Genomic DNA, 25,084 nt, shown 5'->3' with positions numbered 1-25,084 from the left:
TTATCTTTCAACGTCGGCTCCCTCCGCGTCCTGATTTACTCCGAAAACAGAAATGCTTCGATAGAACTCCCTCACTAATGCCATAACCTCTTCGACCGACTCGCGAACGACAAACTTTTTACCATTCGTCAACGTAATCGTCGTATCTGGAAATGCTTCTACTTGTTCTATGTAAATCGCATTCAATGCAAATGTTTTGCCGTTTAAACGCGTTAATGTAATCATTATGTATGTATGGGTACTAGACGGAATCTAGTACCCTTCCCTCCTTTATCCGTTATTTCTTCAAGTTTACAAGCTCTTGTAAAATCTCATCAGATGTTGTAATGATGCGCGTATTCGCCTGGAAACCGCGTTGTGCGACAATCATTTCGGTAAATTCTTCTGCTAAATCGACATTGGACATTTCAAGAGCACCAGATTGGATCGTACCAAGACCTGACGCACCAGCAAAGTTTAAAGTTGGTGCACCAGAGTTTGGTGTATCTTTATACAAGTTTGCCCCTGCTTTTTCTAATCCGCCATTATTAGCAAACTTAGCTAACACAAGCTGTCCAGCCCATCTAAGTGTTCCGAATTGGTCTACGTATGTGATGGTTCCGTCTTGACCGATGCTCATGCTTTTGGCATCAGTCGGAATTTTAATTGGTTTGTATTGAACATTTGCATTCGCCACAGAAAATGTTGCACCAGTTGGATTACTAATATTTGCAGTCCCCCCCGTATATGTCGGAGGATTAGTAGTAAAATTAAATTTATTTGGATCAATGTCTGATGGCATTGGGCTTAACGTAACATTATTAATTTGTTGAATTGCACCGCCACCGTCCGGATCATAATTACCTTGAGCATACGCAGCAAATCCAACAACATAATAACCTTCACTCGTTACTAAATACCCGTCTTTATCTAGATAGAAGTTTCCTGCCCGTGTAAAAAATGGTTGAGTAGTAAATGGTGAAGCAGGATTATTGGATTCAGCAACTTGGAAGAAACCATCCCCAGAAATTGATAAATCCAAGATTCGACCTGTTGTTTGTAAACTTCCCTGAGTATGAATCGTGTCAATTGCCGCTAATTGCGAGCCTAAACCAACTTGGCGTGGATTCGTTCCTCCACGTCCCTGACTTGGTGCACTTGCTCCAGAAATCGTTTGGTTAAATAAATCTTGAAATATCACACGACCTTTCTTAAACCCATACGTGTTCACGTTCGCAATGTTATTGCCGATTACATCCAACTTCACTTGGAAGTTTTTCATTCCGCCAATACCAGAATACATTGAGCGTAGCATAGCATTCCTCTCCCTTTCCATTTTTTGCTGCGTCGGTCAGTCGGCAGCATGTAAGCCTCCACAAATGTGGTCCAGCTTGTTAGTCGAGTAAAATCGTTCCACTAATATTTGTAAAAATTTGCGACTTGGCCTCTTCGCGATTCATGGCTGTGATCACGGTGTTGTTTTTAGCGCTTACGATGAGCGCCGCTTCATTTGTTAACACAAGCGACTCGTTAATTCCTTTTTGCTTTGCCTCCCACACGCGCTTTTGAATTTGCATCCATTGCTCTGTATCAATATGAATATTTCTTTCCGCCAATCGTTGCTGGGCATGTTTGCTAATTTTTAGAGGACGGTTTTGTTCCTGTACAAGCACATCCTTAAAGGATGTGGTCAAATGAGTCGACGGTTTATTTGAGAAGGCTGCTTGTGTCTGGAAATGGCGACCGATTTTCATTACGCCATTATTCATTAGACTTACGCCTCCTCTGCTGTCGGTACAGATACTTTTGTGATTAGATTGCTTGAAACGGTAGTTCCATCTTCAAGTTCAAGAACAATCTCATTATTTTTTTGTAAAACCGATTTGACAATGCCGCTCATCGTTGTAGTCACTTCTTGCCCACTTTCGTCCACTTCTGTCTTCTCCCATTGAACTTCCTTGCCTATTAATTCGCTATATTGTAAAACTAAGTTTCTATTTTGTGATTGAATAAACTTTTCTAACATGGTTGTCATGTTTACCATTTGCTCAAGCGTAGAGAAATTTGCCATCTGGGCAATAAACTCCTTGTCCTCTAAAGGATTCAAAGGATCCTGATTTTGCAGTTGAACCAATAAAATTTTCAAAAAATCATCTTTCCCTAAAATTTGACTGCCTGTTTTTCTTTCAGGTGGCTTGTAATTGGATAACAGTAAGCTTGGATCAATCGTATTTGACATATCTAAACTCCCCTACGCTTTTAAATTTAATAGTTCTTCTTCAAAGTCAATCGTAAATGTACGGTCATTTTCTTTGTTGGAGCGATCTTTTTGGTGATCATGAGCCTGTCTTTGTTCTCGTCGCTCCTGCTGCTGGTTATAAAATGTTTGCTCAAACGGCTGTTGCGTAAACACATCAAACTTTTCTATGATTATATTTTGAGTTGGAATTACATGGCGAATTTGCTGGATGTTCGCTTCTATTAACTCTTTGGCCGACGCTGTTGAAGCAATGATTTTTGCCGTTAATTCGCCTTTTTCTTCAACAAGTTTAATCGTTAACGAACCCAAATGCTCCGGGTGCAGACGGACGATAAGTTGTGATTGTCCATTTCCTAATCGAGTAAATTTACTTGTTTGCATAATCTGCATGAATTGCTGAACAAATTGCTGACTCATCACAGTTTTTGGAGCTGATTCATTTAAAGAAATAGCAGGCGCTTTTTCTGATTGAGCAAAATTTGTTAACATCCCGTAGTCTGTCAACATTTGACCATTGGTTTCATTTTTTAGCGAAGCATTTTCTAACAAATTTGTTTTGGATTGATTGATTACATTCTTGAACTGATGCTGAACGGCATAGCTGTTCGCATGCAATAAATTTCTTAATGTTTCTGCTGATCCTTTTGTTCCTTTGCTAAGTACTACTCTCTCCGCAAATAGGAGTTCACTAAAATGGTGATCTTTATTGTTCTTTAACTTTACAAGAAACTCACGAATGAGTTCCATTGCATTCGGCTCTTCCATAGATGAATGCCTCTGGATCACAGCTTCCAATTGTTGTTTTACTTTGGTTGTAGTCTGTTCATCCATTTCACCTACGGAAGCTTGTCCTTGTTGAAAAAGAGTCAATAACGTAAGGATTGCTTGTTTCTGCTCCGAAATCTCTGATTTCGGAGAAAACGTTTGTCCTAATGGCAGTTGTTCAGCTATTTTTTCGATTAAATTTTTTGGTAAGTTCTCCATTATGAATGGAAATAATTCAGGGTTAAATAAATGATCTTTGTCCGCTTCATCAGCTTCATTCAGCACAGACAAAAGCTGTTCTAATGCGTTTGTACTTTCATCTTGATTCACGACTAAACGATCCGAAGTTTTCTCTTGCGCTTGTAATAAAAGCTGCTGAAAGAAATTCTCTACATTGCTGTTCGGCTCTCGATTTTCAACTCTCTTCTGACTTTGAATGGGGAGATTCATCGGTTGATAAAGCATACCGACTTTCATACTTTCACCTCCTTTCACGGTGTGTTCGCGGCTTTTTTCGCTAGTAAACTCGTATATTTCGCGGCACTTGCCGCATCCATTTTTTCTAAAATCGCTGCCACTTTATCGCTTTTTAAACGCGATAAAAGATTAACGGCTTCTTGCTCAGACATTTGTGAAATGATTTCGGCTGCTTTGCGCGGTGACATCGTTTCATACATTTTAATAATGTCGCGCATGGTTTGCTGTGGCGTTTCTGTTTGTTTCATTTCTGCTTGTTTCGTTTCTGTTTGTTGCGTTGTTTCTGATTGCGTTCCGCTTTCATTTCCTAGTTGCTCTTTTTCTGCATTTAAGCGAGCAATTTCTTGTTTAAGCGCATCAATTTCTTTTTGTTTCTCTTCTAATGATTGGTTTACTTGTTCGATCTCTTTATCTTTTTCTACAATCGTTGCTTTTAATTGAACAATTTCTTCTTGCAATTGCTTCATCGTATTTGCTTCTGTTCCAGGAATAAATTGCGAAACGAACGGAATTTTTTGGCCGTATTTTTTTCCTTCTTCAAATACGTTCACACCTGAAAACGTTAAAATAAGCAAAGCTACTGAAATGGCAAACAAAAGAGGAATGAAAACGACGAACAAAAACCACAGAATTTTGCTATTCTTTTTTTCTGTTCCTTCGCTTCTCTCTAAATCGTTCATGATGCTCACCTAATTTCCCGTTTGCAATATTGTTGAATTGAAATTTCATCCATTTGTTTTCGCTCTTCTTCACGAAGCAAGTTCAAGACGGATTTCCAGTGATTTTCTTTCATCTTTTCATATTTTTTTACTTCAATGTTCAGCTCAGCTAGTTTCAGTTGCTTCAACTCCATTTGATGTCTTGCTTGAATGACAAGTTGTTGATAATGATCAATGATGCGCTCTAAATTTTTCATAAACTGTTGAAAATAGCGAATGTCTTGAACGGATAAGCCTGTCTGAAGCTTGCGTTTATGAAGTTCTTCATAATCTTCTTTTTGTTTTAAAGAGTGATATAATTTTTCTGCTACTTCTTCAAACCGTTTGCGAGCTTCATAATATTCGCTGAGCGCTTTTTCCTTTTCGCTTTCTTTAATCGATAAAATTTTAGCAAACTTAAATGGACGGACCATCATTTATTCACCCTTGTTGAATGAGTTGAAATAACAATTGAATGCTCTCGTCAATCGAATAATGTTCATGAATATCTTGTTTTAAAAAAGAAATAATTTTTGGGTAGTACCGAATCGCCTCATCAATTTCTCGCGATGAACCTCTTTTGTACGCCCCTATATTGATTAAGTCTTCCGAATTAATATAAGTGGATAGAAGTTCTCGCAGTTTTTCTGCCGCTGCACGGTGTTCTTTTGTGACAATATGGTTCATGACACGGCTTACGCTTTTGAGCACGTTAATGGCAGGATACTGTCCTTTGTTCGCAAGCGCTCTCTCTAAAACAAGGTGTCCGTCTAAAATTCCGCGCACCGTATCGGCAATCGGTTCATTCATATCGTCTCCGTCAACTAAAACGGTATAAAAAGCCGTAATCGTTCCAAACTCATTCGTGCCTGTCCGTTCTAACAGCTTCGGTAAGAGAGCGAAAACAGATGGGGTATACCCTTTCGTTGTCGGCGGTTCGCCGATCGCTAAACCAACTTCTCTCTGCGCCATGGCCACTCGCGTCACGGAATCCATCATTAACATGACATTTAAGCCTTTATTGCGAAAATATTCAGCAATCGCCGTTGCTGTATAAGCTCCTTTAATTCTCATCAACGCTGGTTGATCCGAAGTGGCGACAACAACAATGGAACGTTGCAGTCCTTTTTCGCCAAGATCGCGCTCAATAAACTCTCTCACTTCACGTCCGCGCTCACCAATCAAGGCAATGACGTTTAAATCAGCATTTGTATTCCGGGCAATCATGCCCATTAACGTACTTTTTCCAACACCTGAACCAGCAAAAATTCCAACGCGTTGTCCTTTTCCAACGGTAAGCAAACTGTCGATTATTTTGACACCGACTTCAATCGGCTCTGTAATCGGAGGCCTTGTCATCGGATTAGGCGGAGCTTGGTCAATTGGAACAGACGTTAACCCTTTTGGTAACGGTTGATTGTCAAGCGGCTCCCCTAACGCATCAATCACTCTGCCAATCAATGCAGTGCCCACTTTCACTTCGAGCGGCTTTCCTGTCGCCTCGACAATACATCCGGGGGAAATATCTTGAATCGTTGAATATGGCATCAATAAGACATATTCATCACGAAAGCCAACGACTTCCGCTTGAATCTTTTGCTTTTTTTTATTTCCAATATGAATATAGCAAAGATCTCCAATCGAACTTTCTGGTCCTTTTGACTCAATCATTAAACCGATGACGCGCGTCACTTTCCCAAAGCGCTTATATGGGTCCATCATTTCAATTTCGTGAAGGAGCGCCTGCCAATTCAACTCAACATTCCCCCTCAATCCGTTCGAGCAATTGTGCTTTCAATTGCTCGAGTTGGGTATCGACGCTTGCATCAATTCGACCAAATGGCGATTCAACGACACAGCCCGTTTCAGGCAAATCTTGATCGGGATAAATAAAAAGGTGAGCCTCTTGGCTAAATAACGCTTTTAGTTCATCTTTTTGGCGAATCAGCAAGTCGTAATAAGAAGGATGGACGTAAATTTTCACTTCTTCATGTTCCCGAACCTCTTTAATGACTTGTTTAACAAGGGATAAAAAATGCTCCTTGTTTTCATTTAAACGCTCACCGATGATGCGTTCAGCAACCTTTAACGCCACTAACAAAATGGTTTCATCTGCCGATTGAAGCATGTCATAAAACTGTTGATTCGCTGAATCAATGACGCGTTTCGCTTGGTTCAGCAATTGTTGATATTGCTGCAACCCCTCTTCTTTTCCTTGTTGCAATCCTCTTTCATATCCTTCGCGTTGAGCCTTTTCGATCCATTGTTGTTTTTCTTGTTCCCATGCTTGCTGTTCTTGTAAAATTTGTTGTTGCACAGATTGATAATACGCTTCAGCTTCGTGTCGAATGTGCTGCGCTTGTTGTTTTGCTTCTTCAACGAGAAGAAACGCTTGCTCATCACTCTGTCGTTCGGTTTGTTCTTGTTGCTCATGAGGCGGAGAAAGAAGATTTTTGATTTGAATCACTTTTTTGTTGTCACTGTATGTATGAGCAAACGGGGCTTTAATGACTTTAGACAATAATATCATCTCCTCCACCGCGAGCAATCACAATTTCACCAGCTTCTTCAAGGCGACGAATGACAGCGACAATTCGTGACTGCGCCTCTTCTACATCTCGAAGGCGAACAGGTCCCATAAACTCCATTTCTTCTTTAAACGTTTCCGCCATGCGCGTCGACATATTTCGGAAGACAATTTCTTTCACTTCGTCGCTTGACACTTTAAGCGCAAGCAGCAAATCTTCGTTGTCCACTTCGCGAATGACGCGTTGAATAGCACGGTTATCAAGCGTAACAATATCTTCGAAAACAAACATTCTCTTTTTAATTTCTTCCGCTAGCTCTGGATCTTGAATTTCTAGGGCATCTAAAATGGTTCGTTCCGTGCTGCGATCGACGCCATTTAACACCTCAACAACCGCTTCAATGCCACCTGTTTGCGTGTAATCTTGAACAAAAGTCGTTGACAATTTTCGCTCAAGAATTTGTTCAACTTCATTAATAATTTCTGGAGATGTACGGTCCATTAGCGCAATTCTGCGCGCAATATCTGCTTGCATCTCCTGCGGTAAAGCCGAAAGAATTTGCCCCGCTTGAGCCGGCTCTAAATACGATAAGACGAGCGCAATCGTTTGTGGATGTTCATTTTGAATAAAGTTTAAAATTTGCGCCGGATCCGCTTTGCGCGCAAAATCAAACGGACGCACCTGCAAAGCGGATGTCAAACGATTAATAATATGCATCGCTTTCTCAGGACCAAGCGCTTTTTCTAACACTTCTTTTGCATAAACAATCCCGCCTTGGGAAATATAATCTTGAGCTAAAGCGATTTGATGAAACTCTTCTAATACCTTTTCTTTTTCTTCGGCATCGACTTGGCGGACCTTCGAAATTTCTAATGTTAGTTTTTCAATCTCTTCTTCTGATAAGTGTTTATAAACGGACGCTGATACATCTGGACCAAGTGAAATGAGGAGAATGGCTGCTTTTTCTTTTCCTGTTAATTCATTTTTCTTTGCCATATGCTCCCCTCCTTAATCTTCTGAAAGCCAAGTTCTTAATAGCTTTGCAAATTCATCTGGTTTTTCTTTCGCTAACTTTTCAAGCTGCTTACGCCGCAATGTGCTTTCTGTCTCAATCTCTTCATTGATATCCGGAACATTTGGCTCAGCAACGGATTCAAACATCGGTTGTAATTCGATTTCTTCATCTTCCTTACGTTTCCGCAACCATAGGAAAACAATGAAACCAATCAATAGAGCTAATACCACACCGCCAACAATATAGGCCCATGTTGGAATCGTTGATTTTGGCTCATCAAATTCAATTTTTCCATTGAACGGTTGCACAGAAACGACCACACGATTTTGAATATCTTGATCTGTCAATTGCCCCGCTACTTCTTTGTCCACGGACGTGCGAACGATCGTTCCTAAAATTTTTGTAATGTCGTCAATTGTCTGCTGCGGCAATGAGTTTGGATCTTTCGGATCTGGTGGTTCCACCATGACTTGAATGCCTAAATCGCGAATTTTGTAAGGACTTGTAACAATTTCTTTCTTGATTCGATTGACCTCATTATTGATGGTTTCTTCAATGCGTTCATAATCCCCGTTTGTCTCGCCATTTGCTCCTTGACCTTGATATCCAGCTACTGCATCCTCACCAGTTCCAGCTGTACCGCCTGGTGGAGCGCCTGCCCCAGAAAACGTTTCAGTAATGCGTTGTACGCTAATCGCAATTCCTTCCATATTTTCTTCATCAACTGGAGTGACTAAGTTTTCTTTGCGTTTCTCTTGCGTAAAATCGACATCAGCCGTAACAGAAACGACAACCTTATCTTGTCCGATCATCGTTCCTAGCATTTGTTGAACACGGCGCTGAATATCACGTTCAATTTCTTGTTTAATCTCATGTTGTTCTGCAAATGTGTTGCCCGTTGAAAATTTGTCATCATTTTTTAAGTCAAAGTACTCAAAATATTGATTCATAATGACGATATTTTCAGTAGGAAGGTTTGGCACACTTTTTGAAACAAGGTGGTATAGCGATTTAATTTGTTGTTCGTTAAACTTATACCCCGGTTTTGTTTTTAGCACGATCGAAGCCGATGCTTCTTCTTGCTGATCGCCAACAAAAATCGTCGGCTGAGGTAGATTAATCATCACCTTCGCATCTTCTACCCCGTCGATGCTTTTAATCAAATTAGCTAATTCCGTTTGCATCGCTTCGATCTTCAATACGTTAAATTCGTTATCTGTCATTCCAAAACCGGAGTTTTTCCCAAAGAAAGAATAATCAATATTCCCGCTATCCGGAATTCCTTCGGCCGCTAGCTCAACTTTGAGCGTATCGACCATTTCTTCAGGAACTTTAATCGTTGTTCCGTTATCTGTAATTTCCGATTTAATTCCACGCTGGTCGAGCGTTGCTTTAATTTGTCCTGCTTCTTGTGGCGATAAATTGCTATACAACGGTACAAAATTTGTCCGTGTCGCTAAAAACGCCGTAATCGCCACAACAAAAATAAATAATCCAGCGATGCCAAAAATCATCGCTTTCTGTGCTTTCGTTCTTTCCATCCAAAAGGTTTTTAATCGATCAATGGCTTGTTTAAGTCGTTCGTTCATAAGCTTCCTCCGGTTATCATGAGGTAAAAAGATTGCTAGAATTTAATAACCGTTTTTGGTTATTACGAACCTTCTATACTTGCATTCTCATTATTTCTTGATACGCTTCAATCACTTTGTTTCTTACTTCAACAGCTAATTGCAAAGAGATGCTCGCTTTTTGCGAAGCGATCATGACTTGATGAAGATCAATATTTTCACCTTTTGCCAATTTTGACGTCAACATATCTGAGGAAATTTGTTCCTCATTTAGTTGATTAATCGCTTTCTTTAAAAAGTCGGAAAACGCTTGTTGCGCTTCCGCCGGTTTCGTTTGTGAAGACGAAACATTCGTTGGAAACAGCGTTCCCTGAACGCGGTTAATCATTGCTCATTTCTCCTTTATTTACCGATTTCTAATGCTTTCATCAGCATTCCTTTTGTTGCATTAAAGACGGTCACGTTCGCTTCATACGATCGCGTTGCGCTAATTAAATCAACCATCTCTTTCAAAGGATCAACGTTTGGTAATTGAACATATCCTTCCTCGTTTGCATCAGGATGGGAAGGGTCATAAACAAGTTTAAAAGGCGTTCGATCTTCGATAATCTTCGTCACCCTCACACCATTTCCTATTTGTTGGCGATTCATTGCTACGTTTAAAAACGAAGAAAACGTTTCTTTCGGCTCCATAACGACCATTTTGCGTCGATACGGTTCCCACTTTCCATCCACAATTTTAGCGCGCGTCGTATCAACATTCGCCATGTTTGCAGAGATAACGTCCATCCGAAGACGTTGTGCTGTAAGCGCTGAAGCCGTCGTATTAAGACTTTGAAAAATCGACATTCATTATTTCCCCCCTTTAATGACCGTTTTAAGGGAATTGAATTTGCCATTTAAGCGTTCAATAAGCGCATGATAATAAATTTGATTGGCGGCCAAATCCGACATTTCTTTATCTATATCGACATTATTCTTATTATGATTGTAAACGAGATCGTTTTTGGTTGTCACTAAAAATTTGCTAATATTTGCTTTAAATTCAAAATGACGCGGATCTGTTCGATATGCTTCCAGCGCTTGTTGAAATTGGCTTCGAAACTGAACTTCTTTCGCTTTAAAATTCGGTGTGTCGACATTTGCGATATTATGAGCAATCACTTTTTGCTTTAAAGCAGCGTAATCTAAAGCTTGTTCAAGCGTTTGAAAGCTGTTTGAAAATAGTTTCAATGAAAATCCCCCTTATTTTGACACACTCCGACAAAATTAACTTTATTTGACACACTCCGACAAAACCAACTTTATTTTAAAAAATTATTAAAATAATGTACACCGGGAAGATAGTACTATTTTTCACATACATTTACATAAAAACTTAAAAAAAAGAGCATCTTATGTCACGATAAGATGCTCTACTAAATAGGCAGAAGACGAGAACATCTTTCTGTTCAAACACGCCTTCCATTAATGATGTTTTAATTTTTCTAATTCAGTTAAAAACTTATCATTTAATACTTTAATGTAGGTTCCCTTCATTCCAAGTGAACGAGATTCAATAACACCCGCGCTTTCGAGTTTACGAAGGGCATTGACGATGACAGAACGTGTAATTCCAACACGGTCAGCGATCTTACTTGCAACAAGCAAGCCTTCTGTACCATTTAATTCTTCAAAAATATGTTCAATGGCTTCTAACTCACTGTATGATAAAGAGCTGATTGCCATTTGCACGACCGCTTTGCTTCGTGCTTCTTCTTCGATTTCCTCCGCTTTTTCACGCAAAATCTCCATTCCGACAACGGTGGCACCATACTCCGCTAAAATGAGATCATCATCATTAAATTCATTATCCAATCTTGATAAAATAAGCGTACCGAGACGTTCTCCGCCACCGATAATCGGCACAATCGTTGTTAAACCTGTTTTAAATAAGTCTTTATTTTCAACCGGAAATGCGGTATACTCACTGTTAATATCAAGGTTTGGAGACGTTTCCGTAATGTTAAACAAACTTTTCGTATACTCTTCAGGGAATTGACGGTCTTCTAACATTTTTTTCATTCGTTCATTTTCAATCGTTTGTTTAATTGCAAATCCTAACAATTTACCGCGGCGGCTGACAACAAAAACGTTTGCCTGTATCACTTCGCAAAGCGTTTCCGCCATTTCTTTGAAGTTTACCGGTTTTCCTGCCGCATTTTGCAGCATCGCATTAATTTTTCTTGTTTTCTCAAGTAAGTTCATATACATCCTCCTCATAAAATAAATTGGCTCAAATCTTTATTTTTAACAATATTCCCAAGTTTTTGCTCCACATATTGTGGAGTGATTACCACTTTTTCAAGACTAATATCTGGCGCCTCAAACAATAAATCTTCTAACAACTTCTCCATGATCGTATGGAGACGACGAGCGCCAATATTTTCCGTATTTTGATTGACTTCAAATGCCACTTCAGCAATTTTACGAATAGCATCGTCTGAAAATTCAAGTTGTATACCTTCTGTTGCTAACAATGCTGTGTATTGTTTAATTAACGCATTATTCGGTTCAATCAATATTTTAACAAAATCATCGACCGTTAACTTCGATAATTCAACACGAATCGGAAAACGTCCTTGCAACTCTGGAATTAAATCGGACGGTTTCGCCATATGAAAGGCACCAGCAGCAATGAATAAAATATGATCTGTTTTTACAGGGCCATATTTCGTCATCACGGTTGAACCTTCAACAATCGGCAAAATATCTCGTTGAACCCCTTCACGTGACACATCGGCCGATGAAGCGCTTTGGCCTTTTCGCGCAATTTTATCAATCTCGTCAATAAAGATAATGCCAGATTGCTCCGCAAGATGAATCGCTTCTTGCGTCACTTCATCCATATCGATTAATTTTTGCGCTTCTTCATTTGTAAGCACTTTGCGCGCATCGCGCACTTTTAACTTCCGCTTTTTTCGCTTTTTCGGCATAAAGCTGCTTAGCATATCTTGCATGTTGACGCCCATCTGCTCAATTCCTGTTCCTTGCAGGAAATCAAACATCATCGCTGGTTGTTCTTCAATTTCAATGGTGACAAACTCATCTTCTAACTCGCCGTTCGCCAACTTCCAAGCGACTTGTCTTCTTTTTTCAGCGATTTGTTGTTCCTCTGTTGTATATGTTTCCGCTTGCGGCTCCGTTGTCGAACCAAACAACAACTCAAATGGATTTTTTACCGCTTGTTTCGATTTCCCTGGAACAAGCAACTCAACAAGACGCTTGTTGGCTAACTCTTGCGCTCGATCCTTCACTTCGTTCATCTTTTTCTCTTTAACCATCCGCACGGCTGTTTCAACAAGATCTCGAACCATCGATTCAACATCGCGGCCGACATATCCAACTTCCGTAAACTTCGTTGCTTCTACTTTGATAAAAGGAGCGCCGACTAATTTTGCCAATCTTCGTGCAATCTCCGTTTTACCAACTCCTGTCGGTCCGATCATTAAAATATTTTTCGGAACAACTTCATCGCGTAGTTTTTCATCTAAAAGGCTGCGACGATAACGATTTCGAAGCGCGATCGCTACCGCTTTTTTCGCCTCTTTTTGACCAACAATAAATTGATCGAGCTTTTCAACGATTTGTTTTGGTGTTAACATCCCATTTCCCTCCTTTCTATAATTCTTCAACGATGATATGTTCATTCGTATATACACAAATATCGCTGGCAATTTTTAAAGCCGCTTCTGCAATTTGTTTCGCGCTTAAATGCTCACCTGCATAATTTTTCAGCGCCCTTCCAGCTGCAAGCGCATAGTTGCCACCAGATCCGATTGCCAATATCCCATCATCAGGCTCAATGACTTCTCCAGTTCCTGAAATAAGCAACAAATTTGTTTCATCCATCACAATTAACATCGCTTCTAGCCTGCGCAAAACTTTATCGCTTCGCCACTCTTTTGCCAATTCAACAGCTGCGCGTTGTAAATTCCCGTTATATTCCTCAAGCTTTCCTTCAAACATCTCAAACAAAGTAAAAGCATCAGCAACCGCACCAGCAAACCCAGCTAACACTTTGCCGTGAAACAGTCTTCTAATTTTTTTGGCCGTGTGCTTCATCACAACAGCATTGCCGAATGTGACTTGACCATCTCCAGCCATCGCCCCTTTTCCATTATGGCGAATGGCAAAAATCGTCGTCGCATGAAACTGATTCATCGAAATGGACGAACCTCCTTTTTTAAAGCGCAATATGTTATGCGCGCGGATGGGAATGCAAATAAATGTTGCGCAAATGTTCTTTCGTTACATGTGTATATACTTGTGTCGATGAAAGATGCGCATGACCGAGCAATTCTTGAACGGATCGCAAATCTGCCCCTTCATTCAACAAATGGGTCGCAAACGTATGTCGCAATACATGCGGACTAATTTTTAAGGAAAGAGAGGCTTTTTCAACCATTTCGTCTAAAATATTGCGCACCCCTCTTGGCGTTAAAGGGTTGCCACGAAAATTTAAAAACAGATAATGATTAGGTACTTTCGCCTTTTTCAGCAATTGCTTCCGTCCATCGCTTATATACCGCTCTAGCGCTTCTTTTGCATAACTTCCAAAAGGAACGTAGCGTTGCTTGTTTCCTTTCCCATGAATAAGAATAGTCGACAGAGAAAAATCAATATCCGAAAGCTGAATGTTGCAACATTCGCTTACCCGTATTCCCGTCGCATACAACAGCTCAATCAGCGCTTGATTCCGCTGGCCGATCGCCGTATTTAAATCATTGACAAGAAACAAGCTTTCTAATTCCTCTTTATACAAAAATTGCGGAATTTTCTGTTCCCTTTTCGGCAACGATGCAAGAGCGAACGGATTTTCTTGAACTATCTTTTCACGCAACAAAAACTTATAAAAGCTTCGCAAACTAGAAATTTTCCGAGCAATCGAGCGGCTCGCTTGCTTTTTCGTATGTAACTCCGTCAAAAAAAGGCGAACATCACTATAAGTCACATCTTCAAGCTTCTCGATTTTCTCGCGCTGCATAAATTCAAAAAATTCACCAATATCGCGCTTGTAACACGCAATTGTATATTCTGAATAATTTTTTTCTATTTGTAAATATTCAATGAACAAATTTAACGTAAAATTCACATTTTCCACTCTAAACACCTCACAAGGGCTACTAAATAGTAACACAATTTAGTAGCCCTTGCAATGGATTTCATAATTTCTTTAAAAAATTCTGAATTATTTCTAATGCCCGTTGTGCATACTTCTCATTTTTTTGTTTTTTATCTTTAATCGTTTCTTGCAATGGAGCGAACAAACCGAAATTTGCATTCATCGGTTGAAAATGTTTTGGATTGGCCGATGTAATATAATGCGCCATGCTGCCGATCGCTGTTTCTTGAGGAAACACCACCAACTCTTTTCCTAAAACAAGATGAGCAGCATTGATTCCCGCCACAAGTCCTGAGGCTGCCGACTCTACATATCCTTCGACCCCTGTCATTTGTCCTGCAAAGAAAAGATCGGCACGACCTTTATATTGATACGTTGGCTTTAACAATTTCGGCGAATTAATAAACGTATTGCGATGCATGACACCGTAGCGAACAATTTCGGCGTTTTCAAGTCCTGGAATCAGACGAATGACTTCTTTTTGCGCTCCCCATTTTAAATGCGTTTGGAATCCAACGATATTGTAAAGCGTTCCTGCCGCGTCGTCTTGGCGAAGCTGAACAACAGCAAACGGTCTTTTTCCTGTTCGTGGATCCTCAAGTCCAACTGGTTTCATCGGTCCGAACAACAACGTTTTTTTACCGCGGCGCGCCATTACTTCAATAGGCATGCATCCTTCAAAGTAAATTTCTTTCTCAAATTCCTTCAACGGCACCGTTTCCGCGGAAATAAGCGCATCATAAAAGCGATTAAATTCTTCTTCTGTCATCGGACAATTCAAATAAGCCGCTTCTCCCTTATCATAGCGAGATTTTAAATATACTTTTTCCATATTAATGCTTTCTTTTTCAACAATGGGAGCAGCCGCATCGTAAAAGTATAAATATTCTTCTCCTGTCAGTTCTTTTAGTTTTTTCGATAACGCTTCAGAAGTCAAAGGCCCCGTTGCAATGACAGTCGGTCCCGATGGAATCTCCGTTACTTCTTCGCGAATGACGGTCACATTTGGATGATTGGTTACCATTTCCGTCACTTTGGCAGCAAATTCATGTCGATCGACAGCAAGCGCACTACCCGCAGGGACAGAGCAAGAATCTGCCGCTTTCATAATGACTGAATCGAGACGACGCATTTCTTCTTTCAGCACGCCAACGGCATTCGTCAATGCATTGGCACGAAGCGAATTGCTGCAGACTAATTCAGCAAATTTGTCTGTATGATGAGCAGGTGTTTGTTTCACCGGTCTCATTTCATAAAGGCGAACGCGAAGGCCGCGCTTAGCGATTTGCCATGCCGCCTCGCTTCCTGCAAGACCTGCACCGATCACATTCACAAACTCCACCTAAATTCCTCCTTATGCATAAAAGTAGTGAGCGCATAAGGCTCACCTTATTGTTGGTCTTCTTTATACTCACATTGCACACATTGCACTTGCACATCTTTTTTCAATTTTTTCTCAACGAGCATTCCGCCGCATTTCGGACAAGGCCGAGCAAGCGGCTTATCCCATGAAACAAAATCACACGTTGGGAAACGGTCGCACCCGTAAAATACCCTCTTTTTCTTGCTGTTTCTTTCGATAATATTGCCTTCGTGGCATCGCGGACATTTTACGCCAACTTCTTTCACAATCGGCTTTGTGTTTCGACACTCTGGAAACTTCGAGCATGCGATAAATTTCCCGAAACGCCCCATTTTATACACCATCGGGCTGCCGCATAAATCGCACTGTACGTCCGCTGGTTCGTCTTCAATTTCTACCTCTTTCATTTCCTTTTCGGCAATTTTTAAACGTTTTTCAAATTCGCGATAAAATTCATCAATAATCTTGACCCATTCCACTTTGCCTTCTTCGATTTCATCTAAACTTTTTTCCATTTTTGCGGTGAATTCGACATCTAAAATTTCTGGGAAAAACTCTAATATGAGCTCTAGGACAATTTCACCTAATTCAGTTGGAACAAAACGTTTATTTTCTAATGTCACATAATTGCGTTTTTGAATCGTATCGAGCGTTGGAGCATACGTTGATGGCCGCCCGATTCCTAACTCCTCAAGCGTTTTTACAAGCCGAGCTTCCGTATAGCGAGGCGGCGGTTGCGTAAAGTGCTGTCTCGGTTCGATGTCTTTGCTCCACACGCGCTCCCCTTCAACCAAATCTGGAAGAAGACGATCTTGTTCGTCTTTTTGATCGTCGCTTCCTTCCACATATACTTTCATAAACCCAGGAAATTTAATTTTTGAACCCGTCGCACGAAAAGTTACGTCTTCATTCGCTAATTCAACACTCATGGTATCCAAAACAGCTGGAGCCATTTGACTAGCGATAAAACGCTCCCAAATCAACTTATAAAGGCGATATTGATCTCGGCTTAAATATGGCTTAATCGCGTTTGGTTCACGCCAAACAGATGTAGGACGAATGGCTTCGTGAGCATCCTGGGTATTGGCGCTTTTTTTCTCTTTTCTTTTTTCAGTTGCTACATACTCTTTCCCAAACGTTTGCTCAATGTACGCAAGCGCCTCTTGCTGAGCCGTTTCCGAAACGCGGGTTGAATCTGTTCGCATGTATGTAATTAAACCCACTGTTCCTTCGCTTCCAAGATCAATTCCTTCATAAAGCTGCTGCGCAAGCATCATCGTCTTTTTCGTGCGGAAGTTTAATTTTCTTGCCGCTTCTTGCTGAAGTGATGAAGTGGTAAATGGCAAGACCGGACTTCGTTTTCGTTCCTTTTTCGTAACCGACGTTACAACAAATTCATTTCCCTTTATTCGCTTTAATATATCTTGGACATCTTGTTCGCTTTTTAGTTCAATTTTCTTTCCTTCAACCCCATAAAATTGCGCCTCAAACGTTTCTGTTCCTTTCAGAAAGCTTCCTTGAATCGTCCAATATTCCTCAGGCTGAAACGACTGAATTTCTTTTTCACGATCAATTATAAGACGAAGCGCAACAGATTGCACGCGCCCTGCACTTAACCCTTTTTTCACCTTTTTCCAAAGAAGCGGGCTGATGTTATAACCGACAAGTCGATCAAGAACTCTTCGTGCTTGTTGAGCATTGACTAAATTCATATTGATTGCTCGTGGATGTTGAAACGACTGTTTTACCGCTTCTTTCGTAATTTCATTGAATACCACACGGCAATCGGAGTGAATATCTAACTCAAGCAAATGCGCTAAATGCCAAGCAATGGCTTCCCCTTCACGATCAGGGTCGGCAGCGAGAAAAACTTTTTTCGCTTTTTTGGCAGCCGCCTTTAATTCTTTAATGACAGGGCCTTTACCGCGAATCGTTATATATTTTGGCTCATAGCCATTTTCTATGTCAACGCCCATTTGACTCTTCGGTAAATCACGAACATGTCCCATGGAAGCTTTTACTTTATACTTTTTTCCTAAATATCGTTCAATCGTTTTTGCTTTTGCTGGTGATTCTACAATGACTAAGTAGTCTGACATTCATTAATCCTCCCTTAAGAGGTAATTCGTAAATTAAAATCTTCACTATTATTAATGATTATTGTCCGGTTTGTCAAACGAGATTTTTCGATTTTTTCTCTCAATCATGAAAAAATATGTCGAAATTCCTCCTCAATGTCCTCGCTCGTGATCACTAATTTCGCTCCTTGTTGAATGAGGCGATTCGTACCGACAGAGTGATTGGTCACAATCGAACTAGGAACAGCAAATACTTCCCTTCCTTGTTGTAAAGCTAAGTCTGCTGTAATTAATGAACCGCTGCGTTCCCTTGCTTGAACAACGACCGTTCCAACCGATAAACCGCTAATGATGCGGTTTCGCAGCGGAAAGTGCCACTTTTGCGGCCGTACATACGGCGGAAATTCAGAAATGATCAATTGATTTGTCATTAATTGTCGAGATAAAAAATGATTTTCGCGCGGATAAATATGCTGAAAACCTCCCGCAATAACGGCAATTGTATTTCCGTTATGTTGCAAACAAAGCCGATGCGCTTCTGTATCGATTCCTTTTGCTAATCCGCTGACGATCACCCATTCGTTCTCGAGAAGAGGAAGAAGCAATTTGCGTAAAGAAACGATGCCTTCTTCTGTTGGCATCCTCGTCCCGACCACGCTAATCATTTTTAGATTTTGCAAATGCTCCATTTTTCCTTTCGCATATAACACCCAAGGCGGGTCGTATATATGTTTTAGCCAATAAGGATAGTGTTTGTCAATAATCGTAACGATATGAACCTTTTGCTCATCATATGTTTTTATCATACTTTTCAATTCGATGGAATGCAAATCTTGGAAAAATGATGCGATTTTTTGTTTTGGAAGAGGGAGAAGACGACAAAAAGTGTCATAGGAGAGGTGAAAGATTGAGGAAAGGGAAGGATCCGAACGAAGAAGAAGCGAGATGCTTTTCCAGCCAATGCCTCGGCAATGATGCAGATGAATAAGGCGTTCTCGAAATGTTGGATACATACGATTCTCCTTTCTATAAAAATGGTCCCAAGGCGTGGATTTCCTTGGGACGAATATAAAAGATTAATGCGTTTTGCATTTTTCGTAAAGTCCGCGCTCTTTTAACACGGAGATGAGCGTTTCGCCGATTACCGCTGGCGTTTCGGCTACTTTAATGCCGCATTCATTCATTTTTTTGATTTTTTCTGCTGCTGTGCCTTTGCCGCCTGAAATGATCGCGCCAGCATGACCCATGCGCTTTCCAGGAGGTGCTGTTTGTCCGCCGATGAAGCCGACGACTGGTTTCGTCATATTCGCTTTTACCCATTCAGCCGCCTCTTCTTCTGCTGTTCCGCCAATTTCGCCGATCATAATCACCGCATACGTTTCTTCATCTTCATTAAACGCTTTTAAAACATCGATGAAGTTCGTGCCGTTGACAGGGTCGCCTCCAATTCCAACCGCTGTCGATTGGCCAATGCCTGCTTGCGTTAGCTGATGAACGGCTTCATATGTTAACGTACCAGAGCGCGAAACGATTCCGACATGGCCTTTTTTATGAATGTAACCAGGCATAATTCCGATTTTACATTCTTCTGGCGTAATGATACCTGGGCAGTTTGGACCAATTAAGCGCGTTTTCTTTCCTTCCATGTAACGTTTTACTTTTACCATATCTAAAACAGGGATGCCTTCTGTAATACAAACAACCAACTCTAACTCTGCATCGACCGCTTCCATGATCGCATCAGCCGCAAATGCAGGCGGAACATAAATGACAGACGCATTGGCTCCCGTTTTTTCTACCGCTTCAGAAACCGTATCAAATACAGGTACTCCCTCTACTTCTGTACCGCCTTTTCCTGGAGTCACACCGCCAACAATTTTTGTGCCGTATTCTAACATTTGCTTTGTGTGGAATAGTCCTTGTGATCCTGTAATTCCTTGAACAATCACTTTTGTGTCTTTATTAACGAAAACGCTCACGTTTCTCCCATCCCTTCCATTAGCTTACTAAAGAAACAATTTTTTGGGCGCCATCGGCCATCGATTCAGCTGCTGTAATATTTAATCCAGATTCTTCAAGAATTTTTTTGCCTAATTCTACATTTGTTCCTTCAAGGCGAACAACAAGCGGAAGATTTAATCCAACTTGTTTTGTCGCTTCAACAATTCCTGTTGCAATGACATCACATTTCATAATTCCACCGAAAATGTTGACGAAAATTCCTTTTACTTTCGGATCAGAAAGGATAATTTTAAACGCTTCTGTTACTTTTTCTGTCGTCGCGCCGCCGCCGACGTCTAAGAAGTTTGCTGGTTCACCGCCATAGTATTTAATAATATCCATGGTCGCCATCGCAAGACCGGCGCCGTTCACCATGCAGCCGATATTGCCATCAAGCGAAATATAGTTTAAATCATATTTAGAAGCTTCGATTTCTTTTGGATCTTCCTCATCTAAATCGCGATATTCAAGCAATTCTTTATGGCGATACAATGCGTTCGAATCAAAGTTTAACTTCGCATCTAACGCCATCACTTTTCCGTCTCCTGTAACAACAAGCGGGTTAATCTCAGCGATGGAGCAATCTTTGTCAACAAACACTTGATATAATCCCATCATAAATTTAACCGCTTGGTTCACAAGCTCTTTTGGAATATTGATGTTAAACGCCATGCGGCGAGCTTGGAACGCTTGTAAGCCAACAGCAGGATCGATGTATTCTTTAAAAATTTTTTCAGGCGTTTTCGCTGCCACTTCTTCAATTTCCGTGCCGCCTTCTTCAGAACCCATTAACACAACGCGAGAAGTAGCGCGGTCTACGACTAAACCAATATAGTATTCTTTTTTAATATCGCATCCTTCTTCGATGAGAAGGCGTTTTACTTCTTTTCCTTCAGGGCCAGTTTGGTGAGTGACAAGCTTTTTCCCTAATAGCTCGCTTGCGTATGTACGAACTTCCTCTAAGCTCTTGGCAACTTTTACTCCTCCCGCTTTACCGCGGCCACCTGCGTGAATTTGTGCTTTCACAACGCAGACGTTGCTGCCAAGTTCCTTTGCTGCTTCGACCGCTTCTTCAACCGTAAAAGCAACGCGGCCGTTCGGCACGCTAACTCCGTAACTTCTGAGGATTTCTTTCCCTTGATACTCATGAATATTCATATCCCATCCTCCTATGTATAAAAATAAAAATACTAGCGCTTTCATTGTATAATGATACTTTGCAAGTTGTCTACCATTTAGACAGAAAATTCAATGAAAAAAGAAAAGAGAGTAATTTATTGCTTCTCGATTTGCTTTTCGAGTTGATAAATAAACGCAAATACTTCCGCGACAACTTGATATAATTCCTCAGGAATCATTTCATTCAATTCTAATTGACCGAGCATCTCGGCTAACGTTGGATCTTCATAAATCGGCACTTGATGTTGTTTCGCTTTTTCAATGATTTTGTCAGCAACATGTCCTTCTCCTTTTGCCACAACAATGGGAGCGGCATGTTCAAGTTGATTATACGTCAGCGCAACGGCACGTTTTCGTTTCATACGCGATAATCGACTCCTTTGTAAGAGGATGGCTCTATCGGTGCTAAACGCTCGTTTTGTTTTTTGGCTGTCGGAATCACCTTAATAGATGACAGAGTATAGTGGTGATCCGCTAAATTTTTTTTCAACAACGGTTGAAAAGAAGAAATGGCTTGTTGCAAGTTTGGCGTATCATTCACGATTGAAATTTGCACGATTCTTTGTTGAATTTGAACATCGATCACCGTTTCTTTTAACGTTTCTAATGTTAAATAAAAAAGAATGCGGCAATAATCCGTGTCTAGTTTTCCGTTTTTTTCTTTTTTTCCACGCCATTGAATCGTAACATCCGTCCAATGTTTTCCAAGCAAAAGCGGAAATTGCGTAAAAATTTGTTGGATCGGTCCTTGGTCATGTGAAAACAGTTGCTGTGCCGTTAAGCGATGCAGTACGTTTGCCATTTCTTTCTTTGTCTCTTGTTCAGGACATTCCTGCAATGCCTTGATTAAAAGCGATTTTAGCTGCTCCTTAGTCTCATCTGTTAATGGCTCGCTTTTCGCCTCATGTTGCAATCCAAGCCATTGAATCATTTTTTTGAACATCTTTGCCAGCTCGGAAGGAGAAAAATCAGAAACCGATGGCCAATCACGCAAAAAAGAATGCAATTGGAATAACGCCCCTTCTTTTTCAGGCATGTTCGCGATCGCTTTTGCAAGAGAAGATTGAAGCTGATTTAATTGCTCATGAAAGGGCTTTTCGTTTTGAAAAGCGATCATCGCTTGAAACACATCGTTCGTAAATGGAAGATTGTTTGTATACATCCACCGAATGGCTTGTAGCCCTGTTTTCAAATCCGCTGTTTTTAACCATTCCGCCGCCTTAAGCACGTCCTCTTTCACAATCGGAAGCGATTCCTTTATTAAAAATTTCAACAGTTCCCGCACATGTTTAGAATTTGGCAAACGCAGCTGTTCAATGAGCTTTGTTTCATCTAGCGGTTGATTTGCGTTGAAGGAGCGCTCGATCATTTTTAATTGAATGTTTTCTCCTGTTGCAACCACTTGAAACCAGTAGTGCTCTCCACTTGTTACAGGAGCTTTTAACTCAGCAACAAGCGAGCGGCCGCCAATTTGGACGAGCGCCATATCGTTTGGAAACAATTTTTCTACCTTCCCATAAACCGTTTGACCGTTTCGAAGCGACCATTCTTTTTTTAGGGAGGGCGGAAGCTGCTCTAATAATGTTTGCAAAAGTTGAACATTCATCGATTTCTCAACCTTTCCCCTTATTTGATCATTTCGCGAACCGGGGCAAACGACTTGCGATGTTCCGGAGTAACTCCATATGTTTCAATCGCCTGAAGATGTTCTTTCGTCCCATATCCCATATGTTTTTCAAAACCGTAATTCGGATATTGTTCACCGAGCTTTTTCATCATTCGATCACGAGTCACTTTCGCGATGATTGAACTTGCGGCAATAGAAACGCTATTCGCATCCCCTTTAATGATCGACGTTTGGGGAATCAAAAGGGGGAGTTGCATCGCATCGATAAGCAAATGATCCGGTTGAATCGCCAGTTTGTTTACTGCCTTCATCATCGCTTTTTTCGTCGCTTCATAAATATTGATTTCATCAATTTCTTTTGCGCTAACGACGCCAACGCCAATGGCCAAAGCGACGTCCTGAATTTGTTCAAAAAGCTCCTCTCGCTTTGACTCAGATAGTTTTTTTGAATCGTTTAATCCCGGCAAATAAACGTCAGAAGGCAAAATAACTGCCGCCGCAACGACAGGGCCGGCTAAAGGACCTCGGCCGACTTCATCAACGCCTGCAATGTAACGAATTCCTTGTGCATATAAGCTTTTTTCATGGCGTAACATCTCGCTAAACCGCTGCTGTTCTCGTTTCTCTTTTTCTTTTTGCTTATACCAACGCTGCACAAGCTGTTGGACGCTTTTTCGTTCATCTTTCATGATTTCTTGAAATCGCTCGTCATTTTCATCATCGATGATTTGCAATAAGTGTTTCACTTCTTCGACCGTTCGTTTCATCTTCCCACTCCTTACTTTATATATCGACCGATTTTAAAAAATAATAAAGGTTCGCATTCACTAGCGAACCTTTTTTCTTATGGTCGTTCAAAGCTAAGACGACCTAGCTTTTCTGTACGTATATCGCGCAAAACGAGCTCTGCTACTTTATCGTAATCAATGAGACCGCCAGAAGCTAAACAGCCCCGTTTTTTGCCAATTTCGTCGAACAAAGCAACGATATCTTCTGGAATTTCTACGAGCGAATAGCGTTCTTTTAACCGTTCAGGATAATAAGTTGCCAAAAATTTAAGAGCATAAACGGCAACATCTTGTAAATTTAAAATCGTATCTTTAATGGCTCCCGTTGTCGCTAGTTTTAAACCGACTTCTTCATCTTCAAATTTCGGCCATAAAATACCTGGTGTATCTAACAACTCTAACTCTTTCCCAACTTTAATCCATTGTTGCGCTTTCGTAACGCCAGGAATATCCCCTGTTTTGGCGATATGTTTTCCTGCTAGACGATTGATAAGCGTTGATTTTCCAACGTTCGGAATGCCGATAATGAGCGCGCGCATCGCTCGTGGTTTTTTAATTCCTTTTGCAATCATTTTTTCAAACTTTGGACGCAATAACTCTTTCGTCAATGTCACGATTTGTTTGACACCTGTACCTGTTTGCGAATCAATGGCAAGCGCCAATACATTTTGTTTTTCAAAAAAAGCAACCCATTGTTTCGTAATATCCGGATCAGCCATATCCGCTTTATTTAAGAGAATGATTCGCGGCTTATTGGCAACAATTTCATCGATGAGCGGGTTTCGTGATGAGATCGGAATGCGAGCATCGACTAACTCAAAAACGATATCAATTAATTTTAGCTTTTCGGTCACTTCCCGCTTCGCTTTCGCCATATGACCAGGAAACCATTGAATTGTCATCATTGCCACCTACTTGATCCTTTTATTTTACGATGCGGGCATCAGAAAGCGGCCAATATACAATACTTGTCTTTCCTACGACTTTCTCCATCGGAATAAAACCGATATGTCGACTATCTTTGCTGTAACGGCGATTATCTCCCATTACAAACAAATGGCCTTTTGGAACCGTTGCTTGCCCGCCCGTAATTTCTTCAAGAGTAAACGGCTCCGTGAGCGGACCGTCAATCACTTGTTTTTTATATTCTTCCAAATAAGGCTCTTCATAGGCCTTTCCATTTATGTAAAGCGTATCGTTTTTATATTCAATCCGATCTCCAGGTAAACCGATCACGCGTTTAATATAGTCTTTCCCTTCTTCAGCATGAAAAACAACAATATCAAATCGTTTCGGTTCACCAATTTTGTAGGCTAGTTTATTGACGATCATGCGATCTTGGTCATGAAGGGTCGGCATCATGGACATCCCTTCAACAATGATCGGCGCGAAAATGAAATAACGAATGCCACCAGCTAAAGCAATGGCAATTAAAATCGCTTTCAACCACTCTAGCGCTTCATTTTTTTGTTTTGCCATCCTACTCCCACCTATACATTTTCTTATCATGACTTATGAAAAAGGAGCTTGGTTGCCAAGCTCCCTCGTTGGTTGCTATACACGGGTGTAAGCTTTGCGCTTACACCTTTCTTTT

The 25,084-nt window shown here is 40.7% G+C and carries 28 protein-coding genes; all 28 read right to left on the bottom strand.

The genetic code is table 11. The features are described from left to right. Positions 1 to 225 (bottom strand): flagellar FlbD family protein, encoded by a 225-nt coding sequence (locus EDD69_RS06485; protein ID WP_132948147.1) that lies wholly within the window; start codon positions 223 to 225, stop codon positions 1 to 3. A gap of 52 nt (positions 226 to 277) precedes the next feature. After that, complete coding sequence (locus EDD69_RS06480; protein ID WP_132948146.1) at positions 278 to 1,294, bottom strand: flagellar basal-body rod protein FlgG; 1,017 nt, start codon at positions 1,292 to 1,294, stop codon at positions 278 to 280. A gap of 79 nt (positions 1,295 to 1,373) precedes the next feature. Then, on the bottom strand, positions 1,374 to 1,748 hold the full coding sequence (locus tag EDD69_RS06475) for a TIGR02530 family flagellar biosynthesis protein (protein ID WP_243643050.1): 375 nt from the start codon (positions 1,746 to 1,748) through the stop codon (positions 1,374 to 1,376). A gap of 5 nt (positions 1,749 to 1,753) precedes the next feature. After that, positions 1,754 to 2,218, bottom strand: a complete 465-nt coding sequence (flgD, locus tag EDD69_RS06470) for a flagellar hook assembly protein FlgD (protein ID WP_132948145.1) — start codon at positions 2,216 to 2,218, stop codon at positions 1,754 to 1,756. Between the two features lie 12 nt (positions 2,219 to 2,230). After that, the gene (locus tag EDD69_RS06465; RefSeq protein ID WP_132948144.1) at positions 2,231 to 3,481 is read right to left on the bottom strand and encodes a flagellar hook-length control protein FliK; all 1,251 of its coding nucleotides are present in this window, start codon (positions 3,479 to 3,481) and stop codon (positions 2,231 to 2,233) included. A 14-nt stretch (positions 3,482 to 3,495) separates the two neighbouring features. After that, positions 3,496 to 4,161 carry a MotE family protein gene (locus EDD69_RS06460; RefSeq protein WP_132948143.1) on the bottom strand — a complete coding sequence of 222 codons (666 nt, stop codon included), beginning with the start codon at positions 4,159 to 4,161 and terminating at the stop codon, positions 3,496 to 3,498. A gap of 5 nt (positions 4,162 to 4,166) precedes the next feature. Next, the gene (gene fliJ, locus EDD69_RS06455) at positions 4,167 to 4,613 is read right to left on the bottom strand and encodes a flagellar export protein FliJ (RefSeq protein WP_132948142.1); all 447 of its coding nucleotides are present in this window, start codon (positions 4,611 to 4,613) and stop codon (positions 4,167 to 4,169) included. 7 nt (positions 4,614 to 4,620) lie between these two features. Next, the gene (gene fliI / locus EDD69_RS06450) at positions 4,621 to 5,934 is read right to left on the bottom strand and encodes a flagellar protein export ATPase FliI (protein WP_132948141.1); all 1,314 of its coding nucleotides are present in this window, start codon (positions 5,932 to 5,934) and stop codon (positions 4,621 to 4,623) included. A 1-nt stretch (position 5,935) separates the two neighbouring features. Then, positions 5,936 to 6,709 (bottom strand): flagellar assembly protein FliH, encoded by a 774-nt coding sequence (gene fliH / locus EDD69_RS06445; RefSeq protein ID WP_132948140.1) that lies wholly within the window; start codon positions 6,707 to 6,709, stop codon positions 5,936 to 5,938. Next, the gene (gene fliG / locus EDD69_RS06440; RefSeq protein WP_132948139.1) at positions 6,693 to 7,703 is read right to left on the bottom strand and encodes a flagellar motor switch protein FliG; all 1,011 of its coding nucleotides are present in this window, start codon (positions 7,701 to 7,703) and stop codon (positions 6,693 to 6,695) included. The genes fliH and fliG overlap by 17 nt, the downstream gene beginning before the upstream one ends. A 12-nt stretch (positions 7,704 to 7,715) precedes the next feature. Then, the gene (gene fliF / locus EDD69_RS06435; protein ID WP_132948138.1) at positions 7,716 to 9,311 is read right to left on the bottom strand and encodes a flagellar basal-body MS-ring/collar protein FliF; all 1,596 of its coding nucleotides are present in this window, start codon (positions 9,309 to 9,311) and stop codon (positions 7,716 to 7,718) included. A gap of 73 nt (positions 9,312 to 9,384) precedes the next feature. Further along, a complete protein-coding gene (fliE, locus tag EDD69_RS06430; protein ID WP_132948137.1) occupies positions 9,385 to 9,678 on the bottom strand; it encodes a flagellar hook-basal body complex protein FliE in 294 nt (97 codons plus the stop codon). Between the two features lie 14 nt (positions 9,679 to 9,692). Further along, positions 9,693 to 10,139: a flagellar basal body rod protein FlgC gene (gene flgC / locus EDD69_RS06425; protein ID WP_132948136.1), complete on the bottom strand. Its 447-nt coding sequence runs from the start codon at positions 10,137 to 10,139 to the stop codon at positions 9,693 to 9,695. A 3-nt stretch (positions 10,140 to 10,142) separates the two neighbouring features. Next, positions 10,143 to 10,523, bottom strand: a complete 381-nt coding sequence (gene flgB / locus EDD69_RS06420) for a flagellar basal body rod protein FlgB (RefSeq protein ID WP_132948135.1) — start codon at positions 10,521 to 10,523, stop codon at positions 10,143 to 10,145. Positions 10,524 to 10,757: 234 nt separating this feature from the next. Then, positions 10,758 to 11,537 carry a GTP-sensing pleiotropic transcriptional regulator CodY gene (gene codY, locus EDD69_RS06415; RefSeq protein WP_132948134.1) on the bottom strand — a complete coding sequence of 260 codons (780 nt, stop codon included), beginning with the start codon at positions 11,535 to 11,537 and terminating at the stop codon, positions 10,758 to 10,760. Between the two features lie 11 nt (positions 11,538 to 11,548). Next, on the bottom strand, positions 11,549 to 12,934 hold the full coding sequence (gene hslU, locus EDD69_RS06410; RefSeq protein WP_132948133.1) for an HslU--HslV peptidase ATPase subunit: 1,386 nt from the start codon (positions 12,932 to 12,934) through the stop codon (positions 11,549 to 11,551). A gap of 16 nt (positions 12,935 to 12,950) precedes the next feature. Then, the gene (gene hslV, locus EDD69_RS06405) at positions 12,951 to 13,493 is read right to left on the bottom strand and encodes an ATP-dependent protease subunit HslV (protein ID WP_132948132.1); all 543 of its coding nucleotides are present in this window, start codon (positions 13,491 to 13,493) and stop codon (positions 12,951 to 12,953) included. 37 nt (positions 13,494 to 13,530) lie between these two features. Then, positions 13,531 to 14,433 (bottom strand): tyrosine recombinase XerC, encoded by a 903-nt coding sequence (gene xerC / locus EDD69_RS06400; protein WP_132948131.1) that lies wholly within the window; start codon positions 14,431 to 14,433, stop codon positions 13,531 to 13,533. Positions 14,434 to 14,494: 61 nt separating this feature from the next. Beyond that, the gene (trmFO, locus tag EDD69_RS06395) at positions 14,495 to 15,796 is read right to left on the bottom strand and encodes an FADH(2)-oxidizing methylenetetrahydrofolate--tRNA-(uracil(54)-C(5))-methyltransferase TrmFO (RefSeq protein ID WP_132948130.1); all 1,302 of its coding nucleotides are present in this window, start codon (positions 15,794 to 15,796) and stop codon (positions 14,495 to 14,497) included. A 47-nt stretch (positions 15,797 to 15,843) separates the two neighbouring features. Next, entirely contained in the window at positions 15,844 to 17,916 is a 2,073-nt protein-coding gene (gene topA, locus EDD69_RS06390; protein ID WP_132948129.1) for a type I DNA topoisomerase, read from the bottom strand. Positions 17,917 to 18,020: 104 nt separating this feature from the next. Then, on the bottom strand, positions 18,021 to 18,908 hold the full coding sequence (gene dprA, locus EDD69_RS06385; protein WP_132948128.1) for a DNA-processing protein DprA: 888 nt from the start codon (positions 18,906 to 18,908) through the stop codon (positions 18,021 to 18,023). Positions 18,909 to 18,971: 63 nt separating this feature from the next. Continuing rightward, on the bottom strand, positions 18,972 to 19,874 hold the full coding sequence (gene sucD, locus EDD69_RS06380; RefSeq protein WP_132948127.1) for a succinate--CoA ligase subunit alpha: 903 nt from the start codon (positions 19,872 to 19,874) through the stop codon (positions 18,972 to 18,974). Between the two features lie 19 nt (positions 19,875 to 19,893). Continuing rightward, entirely contained in the window at positions 19,894 to 21,054 is a 1,161-nt protein-coding gene (gene sucC / locus EDD69_RS06375; RefSeq protein ID WP_132948126.1) for an ADP-forming succinate--CoA ligase subunit beta, read from the bottom strand. 116 nt (positions 21,055 to 21,170) lie between these two features. Then, positions 21,171 to 21,437 (bottom strand): EscU/YscU/HrcU family type III secretion system export apparatus switch protein, encoded by a 267-nt coding sequence (locus EDD69_RS06370; RefSeq protein ID WP_132948125.1) that lies wholly within the window; start codon positions 21,435 to 21,437, stop codon positions 21,171 to 21,173. Further along, a complete protein-coding gene (locus EDD69_RS06365) occupies positions 21,434 to 22,681 on the bottom strand; it encodes a hypothetical protein (RefSeq protein ID WP_132948124.1) in 1,248 nt (415 codons plus the stop codon). Before EDD69_RS06365 ends, EDD69_RS06370 begins: the two co-directional genes overlap by 4 nt. A 20-nt stretch (positions 22,682 to 22,701) precedes the next feature. Next, positions 22,702 to 23,469 (bottom strand): ribonuclease HII, encoded by a 768-nt coding sequence (locus EDD69_RS06360; protein WP_132948123.1) that lies wholly within the window; start codon positions 23,467 to 23,469, stop codon positions 22,702 to 22,704. Positions 23,470 to 23,546: 77 nt separating this feature from the next. Further along, entirely contained in the window at positions 23,547 to 24,401 is an 855-nt protein-coding gene (gene ylqF / locus EDD69_RS06355) for a ribosome biogenesis GTPase YlqF (RefSeq protein WP_207893257.1), read from the bottom strand. A 13-nt stretch (positions 24,402 to 24,414) separates the two neighbouring features. After that, on the bottom strand, positions 24,415 to 24,969 hold the full coding sequence (gene lepB, locus EDD69_RS06350; RefSeq protein WP_132948121.1) for a signal peptidase I: 555 nt from the start codon (positions 24,967 to 24,969) through the stop codon (positions 24,415 to 24,417). Positions 24,970 to 25,084 lie beyond the last annotated feature (115 nt).

Origin of the sequence: Thermolongibacillus altinsuensis, from assembly GCF_004341205.1 — a bacterium.
In the GTDB taxonomy this organism is placed as follows: Bacteria; Bacillota; Bacilli; order Bacillales; family Anoxybacillaceae; genus Thermolongibacillus; species Thermolongibacillus altinsuensis.
This window is presented reverse-complemented; position numbering and strand designations above follow the sequence as displayed.